Source organism: Dermacoccus barathri (assembly GCF_015070805.1).
Lineage (GTDB): Bacteria > Actinomycetota > Actinomycetes > Actinomycetales > Dermatophilaceae > Dermacoccus > Dermacoccus abyssi.
Map to the genome: position 1 here is coordinate 92,477 of NZ_JADCTK010000005.1, position 19,951 is coordinate 112,427.

Below are 19,951 nucleotides of genomic sequence, written 5' to 3' on the forward strand. Positions count from 1 at the left end.
GCACAACCTGACCTTTCTGCGTCAGCCAACCCATCGACCGGTTCGGCGTGAACTCCGCCCACTGCGTCAACCCGTCGGTGAGACTGGTTGTCAGGGCGCGCCGTGCCGGGCGTCCACCCCGACGACGCCCGAGGTGACGATGACGAAGCCGACGTTCACCACCGAATCCGAACGCCACGTCTGGCAGACGTTGACCGATGCGATGCCGCCCGACTGGCAGGTCGTCGCCAACGTGCGCCTCATGACGGAGCGGCGCGACCACGAGGTCGATCTCGTCGTCCTCATCCCAGACGCGGGCATCGTCGTTGCCGAAGTCAAGGGCGGCAGCGTCTACTACGAGGACGGTGGCTGGTGGCTCACCTCCGGTGGGCAGACACGCAGCATCGATCCCATGGGCCAGGTCTCCGACGGCCTCTACGAACTGCGGCGCTATGTCGAGGAGGACCCGCGGTGGTCCGGCGGCCGCGTGCGCTGGACGAAGGCGCTCATCGCTCCGTACACCGACTTCGCCGACGACTTCGCCGCCCCTGAGAGCCCGCGCTGGGCCGTCCACGGCCGCCGAGACATGGACGACCTCCCCGCTCGGCTCGAAGCAGCCGCGCGCAAGGGCGACCTGGCCGTGCCGAGCGCGGCGCAGTGTGACCTCCTCCGCGAGATCCTCGCGGGACGCAGCCTTCCCGTGCGTGACGTCGTCGCCCTCGCCGCCGAACACGAAGCGCGCGCCGAACGACTCACCGCCGAGCAGGCCACTCTGCTCAAGGTGACGCGCCTGCTCAACCGCGTCGAAGTTCGGGGTGGTGCCGGTAGTGGCAAGACCGTGCTCGCCCTCGCCCAGGCGCGCGAACTCGCGCGCGGCAGTGCGGAATCGCCCGCGCAGCGCGTCGCCCTCGTCTGTTACTCGATCGGCCTCGCCGCCCACTTCAAGCGGCTCACTGAGACCTGGCCGCGACGCCAGCGTCCCGCGTTCGTCGGCACCTTCGAAGAGCTCGGACGCTACTGCGGCATCGACGAGTTCGGCGCTCGCGACAACCCCGACTTCTGGGAGCGCGAGCTGCCGGAGCAGATCGCCGCCAAAGCCGCAGAGCTGCCCGACGGCAAGAGGTTCGACTCCTTCGTCGTCGACGAGGCGCAGGACTTCGCCGACCTGTGGTGGCAGCCCGTCGTCGCGCTCCTACGCGACCCCGACCAGGGCGGCCTCTACGTCTACTCCGACGAGAACCAGCGAGTCTTCGATCGCTTCGGTCGCCCGCCGATGGCGCTCGTTCCACTCGTTCTCGACCGCAACCTGCGCAACACCAAACAGATCGCCGAGGCGTTCCGTCCCCTCGCGCCGGCGCGCATGTACGCCGGCGGCGACTCCGGGCCCGACGTGGAACTCGTCCGGTGCACGTCGGACGAGGCGATCAACGCCGCGGACGACGTCGTCGACAGCCTGTTCGAGGACGGTTGGGAGGCGACCGACATCGCGTTGCTCACCACCGGTCGGCGCCACCCCGTCCAGGTCGAACAGCAGGAATCGCTCGGCCAGGAAGGGTATTGGCGTTCGTTCTGGGACGGCGACGACGTCTTCTACGGCCACGTGCTCGGCTGCAAGGGGCTCGAGCGTCGCGTCGTCATCCTGTGCGTCAACGAGAAGGTCGGCCAGGAACGCGCCCGCGAACGCCTTTACGTCGGCATGTCACGTGCAACCGAGCAGCTTATCGTCGTCGGCGACCCGGACGTCATCGCCGAGATCGGCGGCCCAGGCGTCGCGGCGCGGCTCGGGTGCGGCTGATTGATCGCGAAAGTGTCAGGTTGTGCGTGATATTTCGTGCACAACCTGACGTTTCTGCGTCACTCGCCGGTGGGATCGTTGGCCGCGTTCGTGTCTACTGGGTCGCGTGAGTTCAGCCGAAGAGCATGATTACTCCGCCAGCATCGCCGGGGCGCTCGAGTCGCAGGACGAGTCGCTGCGACTGCACGCAGCCCTCGCGGCGGGCACCCACCCGCATCCGAGCCTCGTCGAGCCCCTCGTGCGCCGGTGCGGAGTCGAACCCGACTTCTTCGTCCGCGAGAACCTCTCCTGGGCGCTCACGCGCCTGCCGGCCGACGACGTCCTGCCGCGCCTGCAGCGTGAACTCACGTCGAAGAACTTCTTCGCGCGCACCCAGGCCGTCCACACCCTGTCGAAGATCGGCGACCGCCGTGCCTGGCCGTGGATCACCGCCGACCTCCTCCACGACCCCGACGACGACCTCGCCCGCACCGCCTGGCGCGCCGCGGCTGCCCTCGTCCCCGACGACGAGGTGAGCGCCCTCGCCGGCGAGCTCGTCACGGAACTCGGCCGCGGTGACGACGGCGTCCGCATGGCCCTGAGCGTCGCGTTGCTCGGCCTCGGCGAGCCTGCCGTCACGCCCGTTCAAGCCGCCATGAAAAGCCCTGAGTCCGCCGTCGCGGAGCACGCCCGCGCCACGGAACTGATGCGCACGCGCCCCGACCTCACCTTCGCCGGGGCCGCAAGGAGGCCAAACGCATCATCGCCACGGGCGGCGCGACGGGCTGACTCACCCCTCGAGGCGCACACGCTCACCCAACGGGCTTATAACGATCCGCCCTTTCGGGCGTGTGAAGTGTGATCTGCGCCATGACGCCTGGTTCTCTGGTGGGAGTTCGTTTCTGCCTCATGAGAGATCCCCATGGACACCACGTACAAAATCATCGCGCTGACGATCTATTTCGGCGCGATGCTGGCCATCGGCCTGTTCGCCTTCCGCCGCACCAACGACGGTGACGACTACATGCTCGGCGGCCGTCGCCTCGGGCCGTTCACCGCGGCCATGTCCGCCGGAGCCTCGGACATGTCCGGCTGGCTCCTCATGGGCCTGCCGGGCGCGCTCTACATGAGCGGCCTCGTCGAGTCGTGGATCGCCATCGGCCTGCTCATCGGTGCGGCCGTCAACTGGCTGTTCATCGCCCCGCGCCTTCGTGAGTACACGGCTCTGGCGAAGAACTCCATCACCATCCCGAGCTTCTTCGAGAATCGTGTGGACGACCGTAGCCGCGCCCTGCGCGTCGCCGCGGGCCTCGTCACGCTCGTTTTCTTCACGTTCTACGTGGCTTCCGGCATGGTCGCCGGCGGCACGTACTTCGAGTCGACGTTCGGTGGAAACTACATGCTCGGCATGTTCCTCGTCGCCGGCGTGACGCTCGCGTACACCCTGTTCGGCGGCTTCCTCGGCGCCACCTACACCGACATGGTGCAGGGCCTCATCATGCTCGCGTCGCTCATCCTCGTTCCGCTCATCGCGATGTTCGCTGTCGGGGGCCCGGGCGAGATGTTCGACACCGTCAGCCAGATCAAGCCCGAGTTCACCTCCCTGACGGCGTCCGCCACCGTCATCGGTGTCGTCTCGTCGCTCGCGTGGGGCCTCGGCTACTTCGGTCAGCCGCACATCATCGTGCGCTTCATGGCGCTGCGCAGATCGAAGGACGCCAAGGTCGGCACCGTCATCGGTATCGGCTGGATGCTCCTGTGCGTCCTCGGCGCGATCTTCACGGCGCTCGCGGGCCTCGCATACTTCCAGAAGCACAAGGACGCGCACCTCACCGACACGAAGAAGGGTGAGACCGTCTTCCTCGACCTCGCCCAGCAGGTGTTCCACCCGGCCGTCGCGGGCTTCCTGCTCGCCGCCGTGCTCGCCGCCATCATGTCGACGATCTCGAGCCAGCTCGTCGTCACGAGTTCCGCGCTCGTCGAGGACCTTGCCGGCATCCGTCAGAGCCGTCCGATGACGGCGAACCAGCAGCTGTGGGCCGGTCGCGCCGGCGTCGGCATCGTTGCCGTCGTCGCGATGCTGCTCGCGATGCAGCGCAACGACTCGATCCTCGAGCTCGTCGCGTTCGCGTGGGCCGGCTTCGGTTCGGCGTTCGGTCCGCTCGTTCTCCTGTCGCTGTTCTGGCGCCGCCTCAACCGTCAGGGCGCCCTCGCGGGCCTCGTGACGGGTGCGGTCGTCTCCTTCGTCTGGGGCAAGTTCGAGCTCGACACCAAGTGGGGCCTGTTCGGCGACCAGCACCTCTACGAGATGGTGCCGGGCTTCCTCCTCGGCCTGCTCGCGGCCATCGTCGTCTCGCTCGTGACGCCGGCGCCGTCCAAGGAGGTCACCGACACCTACGACGAGATGCTGCGTCTGCACCGCTCGCCGCGTACGGACGAGGAACTGGCCGCCAAGGCCTGACCCGGTCCCTTGCGAATCGATCGGCGCGCAACCTGCATCGGGTTGCGCGCCGATCGGCGTCAACGGGGATGTCGGAGTCAGCCGGTAGGTTGCTCGCATGAGTGACATCTGGAGCCGTGTCCATGACGAGCGTCGGGCGCTCATCGCCGACCTCGCAGGTCTGCCCGCGCAGGCCTGGGAGCAGCCGTCGCTCGCGGCCGGGTGGACGATCCACGACGTGGCGGCTCACCTCGTCGACAATGCGAGGACGACCCCGCTGCGGCTGGTCGTCGCCATGGCCAAGGCGCGGTTCGACTTCGACCGGCAGAACGCGAACGGCGTCGCTGCTGCGAAGGGTTCGTCGCCGGAGGAGACGCTCCAGAGGTTGCGTGACGTCGCCTCCCGGCGTTCCGGACCGCCCGCGCCGAAGGCGAGCCGCCTCGTCGAGGAGATCGCGCACGGAGAGGACATCCGGCGCCCTTTGGGCATCGAGCGTGACTATCCCGTCGCGTCCGTTCTCGACGCGCTGGACTATCAACTGCGTACCCCGCAGCGCTTCGACGGGGCCAAGGAGTTGTTGGGTGATGTTCGGTTGGCCGCCACGGACGCGGACTTCTCCGCTGGCGACGGGTCGGTCGTCGAAGGCCCGGCACTCGACCTGCTCATGGTGGCGACAGGCCGGGTTCCCCGCGCGGAGGGGTTGAGCGGCGTGGGTGTTGCGCGGCTCGTGGAGTTGGGCCGCGCGACGGGCTGACGATCGCGGAGGGGCATCCTGCCAAACGTCAACCAATATTGCCAATCGGCTGGGGTTCTGCCGCCGAGCTTGGCATGGTGGAACGTGAGCACGAACTTTCACCGGCCCTGCCAGCGCGCCGAAGCGGCTTGCGCGAGAGCTTGATTTCCTGCGGGGCTGACGACCCGAGGAGGAAAGAATGTTCACGCGCTCCATGGAAGAAGTTGAAGCCGTCGAGTGGGGAAGTGGCACGAGCCACCGCCTCGTCACCGAGGGCGACAAGATGGGCTACGCGATCGCCCGCACCCTGGTGCGGGCTGGCACCGAGTCGAAGCTCGAGTACCGCAACCACCTCGAATCCTGTTACTGCATCTCGGGTTCGGGCAACGTGGAGGACACGAACGGCAACGTCTACGAGATCACGCCGGGCACGGTCTACGTCCTCGACAACCACGACCCCCACTACCTGCGGGCCTCCGAGCACGAGGACATGGAACTGCTCAGCATCTTCAACCCGCCGATCACCGGCAACGAGAAGCACACGCTCAGCCCTGACGGGTTCAGCTCCTACTGATCGGAGCAAGCAGACGCCGCACTTCGGCGTTCGCTGACGAGACGAGCACCTCACCGCCGTGCAGCCGCGCGGGTGCGGTGCTCGTTCTCGTTCGGCGTCAGCGAACTTCCCAGGGCTCGACGTCGCCGGGCACGACGTCGAACAACGGGTGCGGTTTTGGGCGCGCGGTGACGACGACCCCCTCGAACCACTCCGGGTCGCGAGTCTCGACCTTCGCACGCAGGTGCTGCCACTCGTCGTCGAATTGGCCGGCGGTGACCGTCAGGCGGAGGCCCTCATCGGCGGGGCGTGACACGCGGGAACGGTCGAACGAATAGCCGCGGGCGTCGGCGTCGTCGGCTAGGGCGTGCAGGTAGGTCGCGATGGCGACGAGAGGGTCGTCGGTCGCCCGAAACCGTTGCAGCTGCGGGTGATGCGTGTATCCGCGCGGCCACCGGCGAGCACCTTCTGCGCGAGCAGCGCCTCGCGCCAACCGGCCACGAGCGCGCGACGATCGAGCTGGGAGGGGTGCAGGCTCCACAGGCGCACGTTTACTCCTGCCGCCAGGTGAGCCGCGGCGACGCGGGCGTCACAGCCAGTCCTTGAGATTGAACATGAGCCGCATGACGGTCGAAACGGTCGCCATGAGCAGCAGCGCGAACGGGTAGCCGAAGAACCAATGGAGTTCTGGCATCTTGTCGAAGTTCATGCCGTAGATGCCCGCCACGATCGTCGGCGCGAAGAGGATGGCGGCCCATGACGAGGCCTTCTTCACTTCGTCCGCCTGCGTGTTGGCCACCTCGGCGAGTCGCTTCATGCCGTCGTTCTGCACCTGCGCGACGAGGATCGCGTTGAGCTGCAGGATCTCCGAGAGCGACTGGCGAAAGCCGTCGGAAGGTTCGATCACGCTCGTGACGTGGTCGAAGACGTCACGCATGAGCGCGATGATCTCGGGGTCGGTGCCGTACTGCTCTGCGCCGCGCTCAAGGTCGGCAAGCACGCGGTGCAGCGGCTTCACGGCGCGCTGCAGCTCCATCACCTCCTGCGAGAGTTCATAGATGCGGCGCGACACGTTGGGATCGGACTCGAAAACCTGCGTCTCGATCTCGTCGATGTCGTTCTCGAGCCCGGAGAGCACCGGCGCGTAACCGTCGACGACGAAGTCGAGCAGGCCGTAGAGAATCGCCTGCGGGCCGGCCTCGAGAAGGTGCCGGTTCTTCTCGAAGCGGTGACGCACGGCACCGAGCTCGGGCTGCGCGGTGTGGCGGACGGTGATGACGAAGTCGGGCCCGATGAAGGCGTGCACCTCGCCGAACTTCACGGTTTCCGACGTGTCGTCGTAGGTGGCGGGGCGCAGGACGACGAAGAGGGCGCCGCCGTAGCGTTCCGCCTTCGGCCGCTGGTGCGCGACGATCGCGTCCTCGACGGCGAGAGGGTGCAGGTCGAAGATCTCCGCGACGGTCTGGACCTGGCGTGCGGTGGGGTGCGTCATGCCGATCCAGGCGACGGGGTTGCCGCGCCGGTCGGGCTTGCGCAGATGCTCGAAGGTCTCGCGGATCGAGGCCGGCTCCGCGAGCGTGTAGCCGTCGTCGTAGATGGTGCTCTGCACGATCGTCGACTCGGGCGGACGCTCGTCTTCGTCGCGCACGGGTTCGTAGGGCGTGTCGTCGCGTTCGGTGCGCAGGGGCGTGCCGGTCTGCTCCGTGCGCAGGACGGCGAGCGGCCCCGCGGTGATCGGCTTTCCTCGCCAAGTGGGCCTGAGGTGAATCGTAGTGCGCGCCCAACGTTCGAGTTCTCGGCGCTGCGCGTCGTCGGTGGCGCGGAAGGCGGGGTGGGTACCCTCGGCGCAATCGGAACTACGCGAGGAGTGGGTGTGGGTCAGGTCGTCGATTTCGTCGAGGTGTCGACCGAGGGGCTCGAGTCGTCGCCCGTCGCCGAGGCACTCGCGGGGCTGCGCGCCAACGAGGCGCGCTACTTCAACACGAAGTACAAGACGACGTTCGTCGTCGAGAAGGCATCGGACGCAACAGAACTGCTGGAATGGGTGTCGCGCATCCTCAAGGAGGAGCGCGACATCGTCATCGCGTCGCCCGCGCTCGAGGTGAGTGAGAACGACGTCGACGGCATCACGTGGGTGCACGTGTTCTACGAGTCGGGTCTGTCGATCAACGTGCTCTACAAGCGTGAGGACGGCGGAAAGCGCGCCGTCGGGTTCAAGCTCAGCCAGGGCATGGAGGTGCCCGAGGAGCTCTCGAGCTTCAAGTTCGCGCGCCAGAAGTCGAAGCTGGCCGGCGAGATCCGCGGGTCGTACTTCGTCATCAAGGGCGAGTACTGATCCCAGCTGTCTACGTTTGCTGCGGTTGGTGACGTTCCGCCGTCACCAACCGCAGCAAACGTAGACACTCACCGCACGTCAGTGCTTCGCCTTGCCTCCGCTCGAGAGGACGAACTGCTGCTGGGGCGTGTCCGACAAGGCCGCACGGGCCCGAGAGGTCGTCGCCCTCGGCGCCGTCTTCGTCGAGATGCACGCCGGCCTCGATGAGCAGGGGGAGGACGGCTACAGCCTCGACGCCCTGCTCGCCGCCGGCGCGGCTGCCGGAGTTTCGTTCTCCGTCGCCGGCGGCGTCAGCGCGGACTCCGTCGAGGCCGTCCAGCGGGCGGGAGCAGACGTGGCGGTCGCGGGCAGCGCCATCTACAGCGCATCGGACGTCGCCGGCGCGGCCGCCGCCATCCGCTCCGCCATCAGGTGACCACCGCCCACCGTATCCCGTGGTGAGGGGCAGGTGACGGCACGCCCGGACCCTTTCCACTCCCACCGGGTGCGGTGGACGCAGAAGCGCTCGATCCGCGTCATCGTGATCGTGACGTGCCGGGCGGCGCGGCGGCGCATCGCGTCGGCCCCGCCGTGGGCGATGTCGCTGCGGTCCCCTCGGACCTTCTCCGCGACGGACCCGTGGTGGACTGGCGCTCGTCCGCGTGACACCCCCGCTGGAGCTGCCCGCCAGGACCGGCGCCGGTGACACCGGTCCCTCCGCGACGTGCGCGAGCCGACAGCCCTGGCACCAGTGATCGTCCCGCTCGCCCCGCGATGCGATCCGAATCGGGGGGTGGGGCGTCAAAAGCGTTGCAGCGACCTGCCCCCGTCTCCCCCGATCACACCCCCTACGCACTCGTCACCGCCGCTGAAGCTCCGGCATGCTGGCCCCACCGGCGCCAGGCCCGCCCCCGGCATCGTCCAGGACGGGATCGGCGAAGGATCCGTGCACAGAGCCGGCCCGCGACCGCCGATGGAGCGACGATCGCGGGCCGGGTGCATGACGGCCCGGGATCAGGCGGGGATCATGCCGTGGGGATCGATGATGAACTTCTCCGAGACACCGGTATCGAACTTCGCGTAGGCATCGGGGGCCTCGTCGAGGCTGATGACCTTGGTGTTGAGCATGTCGCTGAGGTAGGGCATGCGGTCCCACAGGATCGACATCATCAGCTCACGGTTGTAGTGCATGATCGGGGCCTGGCCGCCGGAGATCCGAGGCGACTTGATCCACGCCTTGCCGAAGTCGAGCGGGTAGGTGCCCTCCTGCTCGGCCTTGGAGGAGGCCAGCGGGTCGGGGCCGTAGACGCCGACGATGCCGGTGGCGCCGCCTGCGCGGGTGGCGTCCATGACCTGGTTGATGGCGTGGGCCGGGCTCATGTCCTTGGCCTCACTGCCGATCCCGTGGGCTTCGTTGCCGACGTAGTCGACGGCGCAGTCCACCATGGGTTCGCCGAGGATGGCCTCGATCTGATCGGTCAGCGGCACGTCCTGGTTGAGGTCGATGGTCTCGCAGCCGTTGTTCTTCATCAGGTCCAGCCGGTCCTGGTGGTAGTCACCGACGATGATGCAGGAAGCGCCCAGGAGCCGGGCTGCTGCGGCGCCACAGCGTCCCACAGGTCCGGCGCCGGCGATGTAGACGGTCGAGCCGGGCTTCGCCCCGGCCTCCATGAGGCCGTGGAACGCGGTGGGCAGGATGTCCGAGAGCAGGGCGAGGTCACGGATCTTCTCCATGGCCTGGTCCTTGTCCGGGAAGCGGAGCAGCTGGAAGTCGGCGTAGGGGACGAACAGGTACTCCGCCTGCCCACCCTGGAAGTCGCCCAGGTTGAACCCGTAGGCGCCGCAGGACACGTCGGGGTTCACGGTCTCGCACACCTCGGTGTGGCGCGCACGACAGTTGCGGCATCGGCCGCAGGCGACGTTGAAGGGAACCGAGACCAGGTCGCCTTCGGAGAGGAATTCGACGTCGGAGCCGATCTCAACGACCTCGCCGGTCATCTCGTGCCCCATCACCATGCCCTGGGGCACGGGGAAGGAACCGCGGTAGATGTGCAGGTCGGAGCCGCAGATGTTGGTGGCGACGATCTTGAGGATGACGCCGTGCGGGGCGCTCCTCCCGTTCGGCATCTCGAGCTTCGGGAAGTCGAGGGTCTCGACGCGCATGTCCTTGACGTTCTGGAACACGACGGCGCGGTTGCTGCTTGCCATGACGTTCTCCTCCAGTTGGGGATGGCCCGGTCGCGGAAGTGCCACGGTTACTTGGATGCCCGTCGTCCGCGACCTCGGCTCGTTTCGAGCATAGGACAGACGGAGCCCCGTGCTCCACCCTGGCGCCTGCCGCCGCTGCGGCGACAGGCGCCACGGGCAGGTGGGCCGTGGAGGACGGGGCCGTGCTCCGACCGACCGGTGGAACGCGTTGCTAGTGTCGCCGGCATGGTCGAAGCACGCAGGTCCGCACCGTCGGAAACCACACCCGTTCAGCCCGACGTGCAGGTTCTCGGCGCACGCGAGCACAACCTCCAGGACATCGACCTCACGGTGCCCCGCGACGCACTGGTGGTGTTCACCGGGGTCTCCGGCTCGGGGAAGTCGTCTCTGGCCTTCGGAACCCTGTTCGCGGAGTCCCAGCGCCGTTATCTCGAGTCCGTCGCCCCCTACGCCCGTCGCCTCATCGACCAGGCAGGCGTCCCGGACGTCGATTCCATCACGGGCATGCCGCCGGCCGTCGCTCTTCAGCAGCAGCGCGGGGGCCGCAGCGCGCGGTCCTCGGTAGGCAGCATCACCACGCTCTCGTCACTGGTGCGCATGCTCTACTCCCGGGCCGGCCACTACCTCGATGATCAGCCGATGCTCTACGCCGAGGACTTCTCCGCCAACACCGTGCAGGGCGCATGCCCGGAGTGCCACGGCATCGGCCGGGTGTACGAGGTCACCGAGGACACGATGGTGCCGGACCCCTCACTGACGATCCGCGAGCGGGCCATCGCCTCCTGGCCGACGGCCTGGCACGGTCATCAGCTGCGCGATGTGCTCGTCGCGCTCGGCTACGACGTCGATGTGCCCTGGAAGGACCTGCCGAAGGAGGATCGGGACTGGATCCTCTACACGGACGAGACGCCGTACGTCCCGGTCCACTCGCGGCTCACGCTCTCCGAGGCGCAGGCCGCGACCGCGGCAGGCGTGGAACCGAGCTACTCGGGCACCTTCGTCGGAGCTCGTCGGTACGTCCTGGACACGTTCGCGAACACCAAGAGCGGATCGATGAAACGGCGCGTGGCGCAGTTCCTCACGGTTGCTCCCTGCCCCGCCTGCCACGGGAAGCGGCTGAAGCCGGAGGCCCTGTCCGTGACGTTCGACGGCCTCGACATCGCCGATCTCTCCGCTCTGCCCCTCGCGGAGCTCTCGACGCTGATCGACCGGGCGGTCGAACGGGCCACCAGCGCTCTCGACAGGGCCGATTCGCCGGACAGCACCGGTGGCCGGGCTGCCCGACGCGACGCCGGGCAGCGGGCCGACTCCGCGGGATCAGCGCCCGCGGCCGCCGACGGCGTGATCCCGGCGCCTGACCCCTCGGTCGAGAAGCTGGCCGCGACAGCGCGATTGGGCGCGGAACTCGTCAACAGACTGCGGCCGATCATCGATCTCGGTCTGGGGTACCTGTCCTTGGACCGCACCACACCCACGCTCTCCGGCGGGGAGCTGCAGCGACTGCGACTCGCGACCCAGCTGACCTCCGAGCTGTTCGGTGTGGTCTATGTGCTCGATGAGCCGTCCGCTGGGCTTCATCCGCAGGACGTCAGCGCGTTGCTCGGCATCCTCGACGGGCTCAAGCGCCGGGGCAACAGCCTGTTCGTGGTGGAGCATTCGGTGGACGTGATGCGGCACGCCGACTGGCTGGTCGACATCGGGCCCGGCGCGGGTGAGCGCGGCGGCCGCGTCGTCTACAGCGGGCCCTACGAAGGGCTCGCCGAGGTGGAGGAGTCCGTCACCCGCGGATACGTCTTCGGGGGCAGCGGCCTGCCCCACCGGACGCCTCGCGAGCCGCAGGGATGGCTGAAGCTCGAGCACGTCACGCGCAACAACCTGCGCGACGTGTCGATCTCCTTCCCGCTCGGGGTGTTCACCGCCGTCACCGGAGTGTCGGGATCAGGCAAGTCCAGCCTGGTCAGCCAGGCCCTCCCCGCGCTGCTCGACGAACGGCAGGGACGAGCTGACCAGGCGGAGGACGCTGACGCGGCCGAAGGGGACGAGCTCCTGCTGTCGGACGAGCCCGACGAGCTCGAGGGAGAGATCCGCGGCGACGTCGACGGGGTGCGCCGCGTCGTGAGCATCGACCAGAAGCCCATCGGGCGCACCCCGCGCTCGAACGTCGCCACCTATACGGGCCTGTTCGACCACGTGCGGCGGAGGTTCGCGGAGACGCCCGAGGCTCGCGCTCGCGGCTACAAAGCGGGCACGTTCTCCTTCAACGTCACCGGCGGTCGCTGCCCGACCTGCAAGGGCGAGGGATCCGTCATGGTGGAGCTGCTCTTCCTCCCCTCGGTCTACACCGAGTGCCCCGACTGCCACGGCACCCGCTACCAGTCCAGCACGTTGGAGATCGTCTGGCGCGGCCGCAACATCGCGGAGATCCTCGCCATGAGCGTCGAGGAGGCCCACGACTTCTTCCACGGCGAGTTCGACATCATGCGCTCGCTCGCGGCACTGATCGACGTGGGTCTCGGGTATCTGCGGCTCGGGCAGCCCGCGACTGAGCTGTCCGGCGGTGAGGCGCAGCGCGTCAAGCTCGCCACCGAGCTCCAGCGATCCCAGCGCGGGGACACCCTCTACGTCCTGGACGAGCCGACCTCCGGGCTGCACTGCGCCGACTCCGATCGGCTCGTGACGCATCTCCAGACCCTCGTGGACGCAGGCAACACCGTCGTCGCGGTCGAGCTCGACATGCGCGTGGTCGCCGCAGCCGACCACGTCATTGACCTCGGGCCCGGGGCGGGGGACGATGGCGGCACGGTGGTCGCCTCAGGCACGCCCGCGCAGGTCGCCTCGTCCGGAGCCGGTGCGTCGGCACCGTACCTTGAGGCCGCGCTCCGGGAGGCCGCCTCCCGGACGAGAGCGTCGGACGGCTGCGACGGGGTCGATGACCTCGTCGCAGGGAGCGCATCGGACCAACAGGCTGCGTCGCCAGATCGGCGACCCTCGAACGACGCTGACCGGACGTCCTGCGGCGTCGTCGACGTCCTCGTGCCACGACGTCCCGGCGTCCCGGATGAGATGGCCACGGGCGCCCCGTCGCTGACGTACGAGGTCTACACTGGCTGACGGGCCAGACGCTCACATTCGGCCAGGCCCCGATGAAGAAGCCCCACCGTCGATGGCGGAACGTCAGCGACGACCTCCGGGCCGAAGCTTCTTCTCCGTCCCCCACCATCCGGCCCGAGAATCGGCAGCCACCACCTGCCGGTACCTCGATGAGCGCAACGACGACTGCACCCGAGTCGTCCTGCACCCGAACCACGCCGCCCGGTACGGACGGCGTGCGGCTCGCCCCCACGGGCGAGCCGTCATCTCTCGCAGAACGGAGCAGAACATGGCAGACGAATTGCATGGCGAGCGGATCGCGATCCTGGCCGCTGACGGCGTCGAGCGCGTGGAGCTCGAGCAGCCGCGACAGGCGCTTCAGGACGCCGGGGCCACGACCGTGCTGCTCTCGCTGCACGATGGCGAGATCAAGGCCCGCGAGAACGACCTGGACGAGGCCGGAACGTTCTCGGTCGACGCCCTGGTGAAGTCCGCCTCGGCCGACGAGTACGACGCCCTGCTGCTTCCCGGCGGCACGGTCAACCCCGATCAGCTGCGCATGGACGCCGACGCCGTCGGATTCGTGCGCGACATCATGGTCGCCGACAAGCCGGTCGCCGCGATCTGCCACGGACCGTGGACGCTGGTCGAGGCCGGTGTCGCGAAGGGTCGGACGCTGACCTCGTACCCGAGCATCCGCACCGACCTGCGCAATGCCGGAGCGAACGTCGTCGACGAAGAGGTGGCGCGCGACGGGAACCTGATCACCAGCCGCTCGCCCGAGGATCTCCCGGCCTTCAACGCCGCGATGGTCGAGCTGTTCAGCCAGGAGAAGTGAGGAAAACATGGTCAACGTTGCATTGTCGGTCGTCGTTCACGCCAAGCCGGGGAAGGAGCAGGACGTCGCGGACTTCCTCCGCAGCGCCCGCCCCATCGTCGAGCAGGAGGAGGGGACGCAGGCCTGGTTCGCCCTGCAGTTCGACGCATCGACCTTCGGGATCTTCGACGTGTTCCCCGACGACGAGGCCCGCCAGACCCACCTCTCGGGTGGCGTCGGTCAGGCACTCGCTGCGCAGGGAGCTGATCTGTTCAGCACCGAGCCGAGCATCCAGAACGTCGACGTGATCGCGTACAAGCTGCCCGGCGAGACCGCCTAGAGCATCAGCGTCGATTAACGATCTGGCCGCGATATCGCGGCCAGATCGCTATTTCTGCACCAGATGCCCCGGCCACCTTGGGCGACCCACCGCAACGCGGCGCCGGGCAGCCCGCGGCTGCCTAGACTCACGGAGTATGTGCGGCATCGTGGCGATCCATGACCCAACCGGTCCGAACGAACAGATCGGGCGCGAGATGCTGGCCCGCATCCGCCACCGCGGCCCCGACGGCGTCGGCGAACACCTCGCCGGCCCCATCTGGCTGGGCCACGTGCGCCTCTCCATCGTCGACCTCGCGGACGGAGACCAGCCGCTCGGCCCAGCCGACGGCTTCTGGGCCGTCGTGAACGGCGAGATCTACAACCACCGCGAACTGCGCAAGGTCGAGGGCCTGCACTTCCGCCGCGACGCCACGGACTCCGACTCCGAGGCCGCCCTCGCGGCCGCCGTCGACGGTGACCTGGAGGCGCTCGCGGCCCTGCGCGGCATGTACGCCTTCGTCGTCGCGCACCCCGACGGGCGCGTCACCGCCGTCCGCGACCCGCTCGGCGTTAAGCCGCTCTACTGGGCGCACTCCGGCGGCGCGGTCTACTTCGCCTCCGAACTCGCGGCGTTCCCCGAGTCGATGCGCGGCGCCGTCGAGGACTTCCCGCCCGGCTTCCGCTGGACGCCCGACGAAGGCCTCGTACGCTTCCGTGAACTCCACATCGGCGGCGAGTTCGTCGCGTCGAAGGACGAGGCCCGCACCGCCATCCGCGACACCCTCGTCACCGCGGTGCGCCGCCGCATGATGGCGGACGTCCCGGTCGGCGTCTTCCTCTCCGGCGGCCTCGACTCGAGCCTCGTCGCAGCCATCATGGCGCGCTACGCCGACGACGTGCCCGGCCCGATCCACTCGTTCGCCGCGGGCACGGCGGGCAGCTCCGACCTTGCGGCCGCACGCCGCGTCGCCGAGCACCTCGGCCTCACCCACCACGAGCGCATCTACGACGCCGACGAAGTGGTGGCCGTCCTGCCCGAGGTCGTCACGTCGATCGAGTCCTACGAGCCGTCCCTCGTGCGCAGCGCCGTGCCCAACTACCTCCTCGCGGAGACGACCGCCGAGACCGTCAAGGTCGTGCTCACCGGCGAGGGCGCCGACGAACTGTTCGCCGGCTACGCGCACTACCGCGACATCGACGAGGCCCACGACCTCGCCGACGAACTGCGTCGCGGCATCAGCGGCCTGCACAACCTCAACCTCCAGCGCTGCGACCGCGTGACGATGGCGCACGGCCTCGAAGCGCGCGTGCCCTTCCTCGACCGCGACCTCGTCAACCTCGCGGGCCGCATTCCGATCGAGTGGCGCCTGCCCGGAGAGCTCGGCCAGGAGAAGGCGCTCCTGCGCGAGGCGTTCACCGGCTGGCTCCCCGAGGATCTGCTGTGGCGGCCCAAGGAGCAGTTCGGAGACGGCAGTGGCACCGCCGACGTCATGACCGAACGCGCGGCCCACCTCGTGCCCGAGGACGACTGGGCCGACGAACGCGTCGCCGGACTGCCTGCGCCGCGTACCCGCGAAGAACTCGCTTACCAGCGGATGTTCGCGACGCGCCTCGCCGGAGTGAACTCGCACGTCCTGGGCCGGTTCGCGACGGCGTGGCGCGTGGCGCGAAGCCCCGACTCACCGTGAGTAGCGGACTGCGCCGTCGGTGTAGCGATACCCGATGGGGAACTCGGTGATGATGATCCCGTTCGGGTAGTCCACGAGGACCTCGTCGGAGTACGCGTCCGCCTCGTCCGCGGTGGCGAAAACCCCGAGCACTGTGTTGTGAGGGGACTCGTCGTGCTGAACGATCCAGACGGAATCCGGCTTGCGTCCGGTCGGCCCGGTCGGTCTGCGCATGCTCGTCATGGTGGCACGCCGATGGCGGCGTAACACCGGCGAGCGCCCCACCCTGCGGGGTTCGATCCTGCGGTGGAAGCCACCCGATCCCTACGTACTGAACGGTAGGTGCTCCGTGGGCGGCACCATGGCCTGAAGAGGTCGCTCGAGCACGCGAGTGACCTCGGGACGTCACGCACACATACCCGTGAGGCGTCAACCAACAGCTTCGACAACAAGGAGAGTTGGCTCAGTTGGCAACGGAATCCGCACACCGACCAGTCGAGAGCGCCGTCGTCGTCGGCGCTGGCATGGTGGGCCTGGCCACGGCGTGGCACCTTCAGGAACACGGTGTCGAGGTCACCGTCCTCGATCGCTCCGGGGTGGCCGCCGGCAGTTCGTGGGGCAACGCCGGCTGGATCTCCCCGGGCCTGTGTGTGCCGCTTTCCGACCCGTCGGTGCTCAACTACGGCCTCAAGTCGCTGCTTGATCCAGACTCGCCGCTCTACGTCCCGTTCAAGCCGGATCCGTCGCTCGCTCGCTTTCTCCTCGGCTTCGCGCGCCGATGCACGCCGGGTCAGTGGAAGCGGACGATGGCCACCTTCGTGCCACTCAACCAGCGCGCCATCGGCGCCTACGACACCCTCGAACGCGGTGGTGTGCAGGCGACCTCGCACGAGGCGCCGATCGTCGCCGCCTTCAAGAACCCGGATGACGCCGCGGGCCTCGAGCACGAGTTCGACATGATCCGCGGCGCCGGGCTCGACCTCGAGACGGAAGAAACGAGCCCTGACGTCCTGCGCCGCACCGTGCCGATCATCAGCGAGCACGTCCAGCGCGCGGTGAGCATTCGCGGGCAGCGCTTCATCAACCCCGGCGAGTACGCCCAAGCTGTGGCGGACGCCGTCACCGCCCGTGGCGGGCGTGTCATCACGGGCGCCAACGTGCGCGCTTTCCAGCACGTGCGCGAAGGCGTGCGCGTCGACCTGACCGCGGGTGAGCCGTTCACTGCTGACGTCGTTGTGGTCGCCACGGGCGCGTGGCTCCCCGAGCTGACGGCGGGCTTCGGTGTGAAGGTTCCGGTGCGCGCCGGACGCGGGTACAGCTTCAAGCTGCCCATCACCGACCCGGCAGCTCGCCCGGTCGCTCACCCCATCTACTTCCCGTACGAGCGCATCGCGTGCACGCCGATCGACGACGGCCTGCGAGTCGGCGGCACGATGGAGTTCTGCGACACGGACGACCCGCTCCACGTGGGCCGCGCCGACGCCATAGCCCGCAGTGGCCGCGACCTGCTCACCGGCGTCGACTGGGAGGCGCGCGACGACCTGTGGTGCGGCAACCGGCCCGTGCCGCTCGACGGCCTGCCGCTTGTCGGAGCGACCCGGGTGCCGGGCGTCTACGTCAACGGCGGGCACGGCATGTGGGGTATCACGCTCGGCCCGCTCTCAGGCGAACTTCTCGCCGAACAGATCGTCACCGGACGCGTTGCCGACGAACTGCGTCCGCTCGACCCGCTGCGCTGACCACTCCGGACAGCCGAACGCGAAAAACGGTCCGCACCGAACCGGTGCGGACCGTTTCACGTGAAACGTCAGATGACGTCGACCGACTCGTGGTCGCCCACGCCCTGCGCGAGACGTGCGAGGTGGTAGCGGGTGTCACCGAAGGTGCGCTCGATCGACGCGAGGCGTGACGTGTAGTGACCGACTGCGTACTCGGCCGTCATGCCGATGCCGCCGTGCAACTGGATGGCCTCCTGCCCGACGAGGCGCCCGTAGGTGCCCACGAGGTACTTCGCGCGGGAGACCGCGTCGACGTCGACCTCCTCGGCCAGCGCCATGGCGGCGAACAGCACGGCGCTGCGCGTCAGCTCGACGCCGACGTACATGTCGGCCGCGCGCTGCGTCAGCGCCTGGAACGTCATGAGCGGCACCCCGAACTGCTTGCGCGTCTTGAGGTACTCCACCGTCATACCGAGGGCGGCTTCCATCGCGCCGATCGCCTCGCCCGACTGAGCGACGTTCCCCAGCGCCAGTGCGGCGTCGAGTACCTCGCGACCGCCGAGGCGAACGGCTGAGGCGCCGTCGAACGTCGCGACGGCCCGGTCGACCGAAGGCGCCTCCACGAGGTAGACGCCGAGTTCGCCGTCAGCCAGCGCGGTCGTGACGACCGCATGTGCCTCGCTGAGATCGGTGTTGCCGACGCCGACGCCGCTCAGCGTGACGCCGTCACCCGAGCCCGTCGCCGTGCGCGTCGGCTGATCGGGCGCCCAGACGCCGCCCTTCTCACCGAAGGCGGTGAGAACAACCTTCTCGCCGCCGACGACATCGGCCAGCAGGTCGCTCCCCGCGGCGTCGAGCGCAGCAGCCGCAGCCATGGCGTCGGCGTACGGCAGAGCGACCCGGGCCTTGCCCAGCTCCGACGCGGCGAGAGCGACCTCGATCGACGAGGCGCCGAAACCGCCCGCGTCTTCGCTGAACGGCAGGCCGAGCAGGCCCATCTCCGCCATGCGCGACCACCCGGTGGGGTCGAACGGCTGCGGGCCCGTGGGGGCGCCGTTGCCTTCGTCCTTCGGCGTGAGGCTCGAGGCCATGTCGCGCACGGCCGAGGCCAGCGCGCGCTGTTCTTCGTTCGGCTTGAAATCCATGAGTCAGCCCCTCAGTCCGAGAATGCCGCCGGAGATGATGTTGCGCTGGACCTCGTTCGATCCCGAGTAGATCGAGGCCTTGCGGAAGTTGAGGTAGCGCGGCAGCGTCTCTCCACCCCAATCACCCGTGTGCCAGGTGAGCGCTTCGACGCCGGCGACGTCGACCATGAGCTCGAAGACCTCCTGCTGCAGTTCGCTTCCGCGCAGCTTGAGGATGGACGACGCCGGGTCGGGCCGGCCGTCACGCGAGTCGCCTGCGACGCGCAGCACCGTCAACTCCAGGGCCATGACCTCGGCCTCGAGTTCGGCGAAGCGTGCGGCGAGCAGCGGGTCGTCGAGGGCGGTGCCGTTCGGCGAGCGGGCCTCGCGGGCGTGCTGCTTCGCCTGGGCGAGAACGGCCTTGATCGAGCCGACGGGCGCGGCGGACGTGCGCTCGTTTCCGAGGAGGAACTTCGCGTAGTCCCAGCCCTTGTTCTCCTGGCCGACGAGCTGGTCGGCGGGCACGCACACGTTGTCGAAGAACACCTCGTTGACCTCGACGCCGCCGTCGATCAGCTTGATCGGACGGACCGTCAGGCCCTCGCTCTTCATGTCGATAAGCAGGAACGAGATGCCCTTCTGCGGCTTGTCGGCCTTCGGGTCGGTGCGCACGAGCGTGAAGATCCAGTCGCCGTATTGCCCGAGCGTCGTCCACGTCTTCTGACCGTTGACGACCCACTCGTCACCCTCACGCACCGCCGTGGTGCGCAGCGACGCGAGGTCGGAACCCGAGTCCGGCTCGGAGAAGCCCTGGGACCACCAGATCTCGAGGCTCTTCGTCTTCGGGAGGAAGCGCTCCTTCAGCTCCTGGGAGCCGAACGCCGCTATGACCGGCCCGACCATGTTGATGTTGAACGGCAGCGGGCTCGGCAGCCCGGCGCGCTGCAGCTCGGAGCGGTAGATGTGCAGCTGCAGCTCGTCCCAGCCGCGGCCACCCCACTCTTCGGGCCACTGCGGGGCGGCGAGGTTGTGCTCGTCGAGGAACTTCTGCGATTCACGCAGGATCTCGGGGACGGCTTCTCCGTCCTTCATGTAGCTGTTCTTGAGGTGGTCCGGCACCTCGTTCTCGAAGAACGCGCGCAATTCGCTCTGCAGCGCGACGTCCTCCTCGCTCAGTTTTCGCTCCACGGTGACTCCCTGGTGTGTTCGTGAG

At 68.6% G+C, this 19,951-nt stretch carries 16 protein-coding genes and 2 pseudogenes; 12 read left to right on the forward strand and 6 right to left on the reverse strand.

Annotated features, from left to right (window positions below; translation table 11 throughout):
• Positions 1–139: 139 nt before the first annotated feature.
• From IM689_RS10620 to IM689_RS10640, 5 genes are all read left to right on the forward strand, one after another.
• Entirely contained in the window at positions 140–1,774 is a 1,635-nt protein-coding gene (locus IM689_RS10620; RefSeq protein ID WP_193643951.1) for a nuclease-related domain-containing DEAD/DEAH box helicase, read from the forward strand.
• A gap of 106 nt (positions 1,775–1,880) precedes the next feature.
• Positions 1,881–2,615 carry a HEAT repeat domain-containing protein gene (locus tag IM689_RS10625; protein WP_319803858.1) on the forward strand — a complete coding sequence of 245 codons (735 nt, stop codon included), beginning with the start codon at positions 1,881–1,883 and terminating at the stop codon, positions 2,613–2,615.
• Positions 2,616–2,675: 60 nt separating this feature from the next.
• Positions 2,676–4,214, forward strand: coding sequence for a sodium/proline symporter PutP (gene putP, locus IM689_RS10630; protein ID WP_193643952.1), 1,539 nt, complete (start codon positions 2,676–2,678; stop codon positions 4,212–4,214).
• 97 nt (positions 4,215–4,311) lie between these two features.
• Positions 4,312–4,947, forward strand: a complete 636-nt coding sequence (locus tag IM689_RS10635) for a maleylpyruvate isomerase family mycothiol-dependent enzyme (RefSeq protein ID WP_193643953.1) — start codon at positions 4,312–4,314, stop codon at positions 4,945–4,947.
• Positions 4,948–5,125: 178 nt separating this feature from the next.
• Positions 5,126–5,500, forward strand: a complete 375-nt coding sequence (locus IM689_RS10640; protein WP_118913605.1) for an ectoine synthase — start codon at positions 5,126–5,128, stop codon at positions 5,498–5,500.
• A gap of 97 nt (positions 5,501–5,597) precedes the next feature.
• On the opposite strand, the pseudogene IM689_RS10645 reads toward IM689_RS10640, so the two are convergent.
• Positions 5,598–6,028, reverse strand: a pseudogene (locus tag IM689_RS10645) (pyrimidine dimer DNA glycosylase/endonuclease V).
• Between the two features lie 40 nt (positions 6,029–6,068).
• The gene (locus tag IM689_RS10650; RefSeq protein ID WP_319803859.1) at positions 6,069–7,127 is read right to left on the reverse strand and encodes a magnesium and cobalt transport protein CorA; all 1,059 of its coding nucleotides are present in this window, start codon (positions 7,125–7,127) and stop codon (positions 6,069–6,071) included.
• Between the two features lie 225 nt (positions 7,128–7,352).
• On the opposite strand from IM689_RS10650, the gene IM689_RS10655 reads away from it, so the two are divergent.
• Together IM689_RS10655 and IM689_RS10660 are read left to right on the forward strand one after the other, a co-directional pair.
• Positions 7,353–7,814, forward strand: coding sequence for a phage tail protein (locus IM689_RS10655; protein ID WP_193643954.1), 462 nt, complete (start codon positions 7,353–7,355; stop codon positions 7,812–7,814).
• 124 nt (positions 7,815–7,938) lie between these two features.
• A pseudogene (locus IM689_RS10660) lies at positions 7,939–8,229 on the forward strand (3-hexulose-6-phosphate synthase); the annotation flags it as partial.
• 578 nt (positions 8,230–8,807) lie between these two features.
• On the opposite strand, the gene IM689_RS10665 reads toward IM689_RS10660, so the two are convergent.
• Entirely contained in the window at positions 8,808–10,001 is a 1,194-nt protein-coding gene (locus IM689_RS10665) for an alcohol dehydrogenase catalytic domain-containing protein (RefSeq protein WP_047311246.1), read from the reverse strand.
• 225 nt (positions 10,002–10,226) lie between these two features.
• On the opposite strand from IM689_RS10665, the gene IM689_RS10670 reads away from it, so the two are divergent.
• From IM689_RS10670 to asnB, 4 genes are all read left to right on the forward strand, one after another.
• Entirely contained in the window at positions 10,227–13,112 is a 2,886-nt protein-coding gene (locus tag IM689_RS10670) for an excinuclease ABC subunit UvrA (protein ID WP_227484744.1), read from the forward strand.
• 268 nt (positions 13,113–13,380) lie between these two features.
• The gene (locus IM689_RS10675; RefSeq protein ID WP_193643955.1) at positions 13,381–13,929 is read left to right on the forward strand and encodes a type 1 glutamine amidotransferase domain-containing protein; all 549 of its coding nucleotides are present in this window, start codon (positions 13,381–13,383) and stop codon (positions 13,927–13,929) included.
• A gap of 7 nt (positions 13,930–13,936) precedes the next feature.
• Positions 13,937–14,248, forward strand: coding sequence for a putative quinol monooxygenase (locus IM689_RS10680; RefSeq protein ID WP_047310908.1), 312 nt, complete (start codon positions 13,937–13,939; stop codon positions 14,246–14,248).
• Between the two features lie 136 nt (positions 14,249–14,384).
• Entirely contained in the window at positions 14,385–15,917 is a 1,533-nt protein-coding gene (gene asnB / locus IM689_RS10685) for an asparagine synthase (glutamine-hydrolyzing) (RefSeq protein WP_193643956.1), read from the forward strand.
• Here asnB and IM689_RS10690 read toward each other — a convergent pair.
• Complete coding sequence (locus IM689_RS10690) at positions 15,909–16,130, reverse strand: hypothetical protein (protein ID WP_193643957.1); 222 nt, start codon at positions 16,128–16,130, stop codon at positions 15,909–15,911. The two genes, asnB and IM689_RS10690, sit on opposite strands and share 9 nt — an antisense overlap.
• A 233-nt stretch (positions 16,131–16,363) precedes the next feature.
• On the opposite strand from IM689_RS10690, the gene IM689_RS10695 reads away from it, so the two are divergent.
• A complete protein-coding gene (locus IM689_RS10695) occupies positions 16,364–17,635 on the forward strand; it encodes an NAD(P)/FAD-dependent oxidoreductase (RefSeq protein ID WP_227484745.1) in 1,272 nt (423 codons plus the stop codon).
• Positions 17,636–17,703: 68 nt separating this feature from the next.
• On the opposite strand, the gene IM689_RS10700 is transcribed toward IM689_RS10695, so the two are convergent.
• On the reverse strand, positions 17,704–18,759 hold the full coding sequence (locus IM689_RS10700; protein ID WP_193643958.1) for an acyl-CoA dehydrogenase family protein: 1,056 nt from the start codon (positions 18,757–18,759) through the stop codon (positions 17,704–17,706).
• 3 nt (positions 18,760–18,762) lie between these two features.
• Positions 18,763–19,926, reverse strand: coding sequence for an acyl-CoA dehydrogenase family protein (locus IM689_RS10705; RefSeq protein ID WP_193643959.1), 1,164 nt, complete (start codon positions 19,924–19,926; stop codon positions 18,763–18,765).
• Positions 19,927–19,951: the final 25 nt, after the last annotated feature.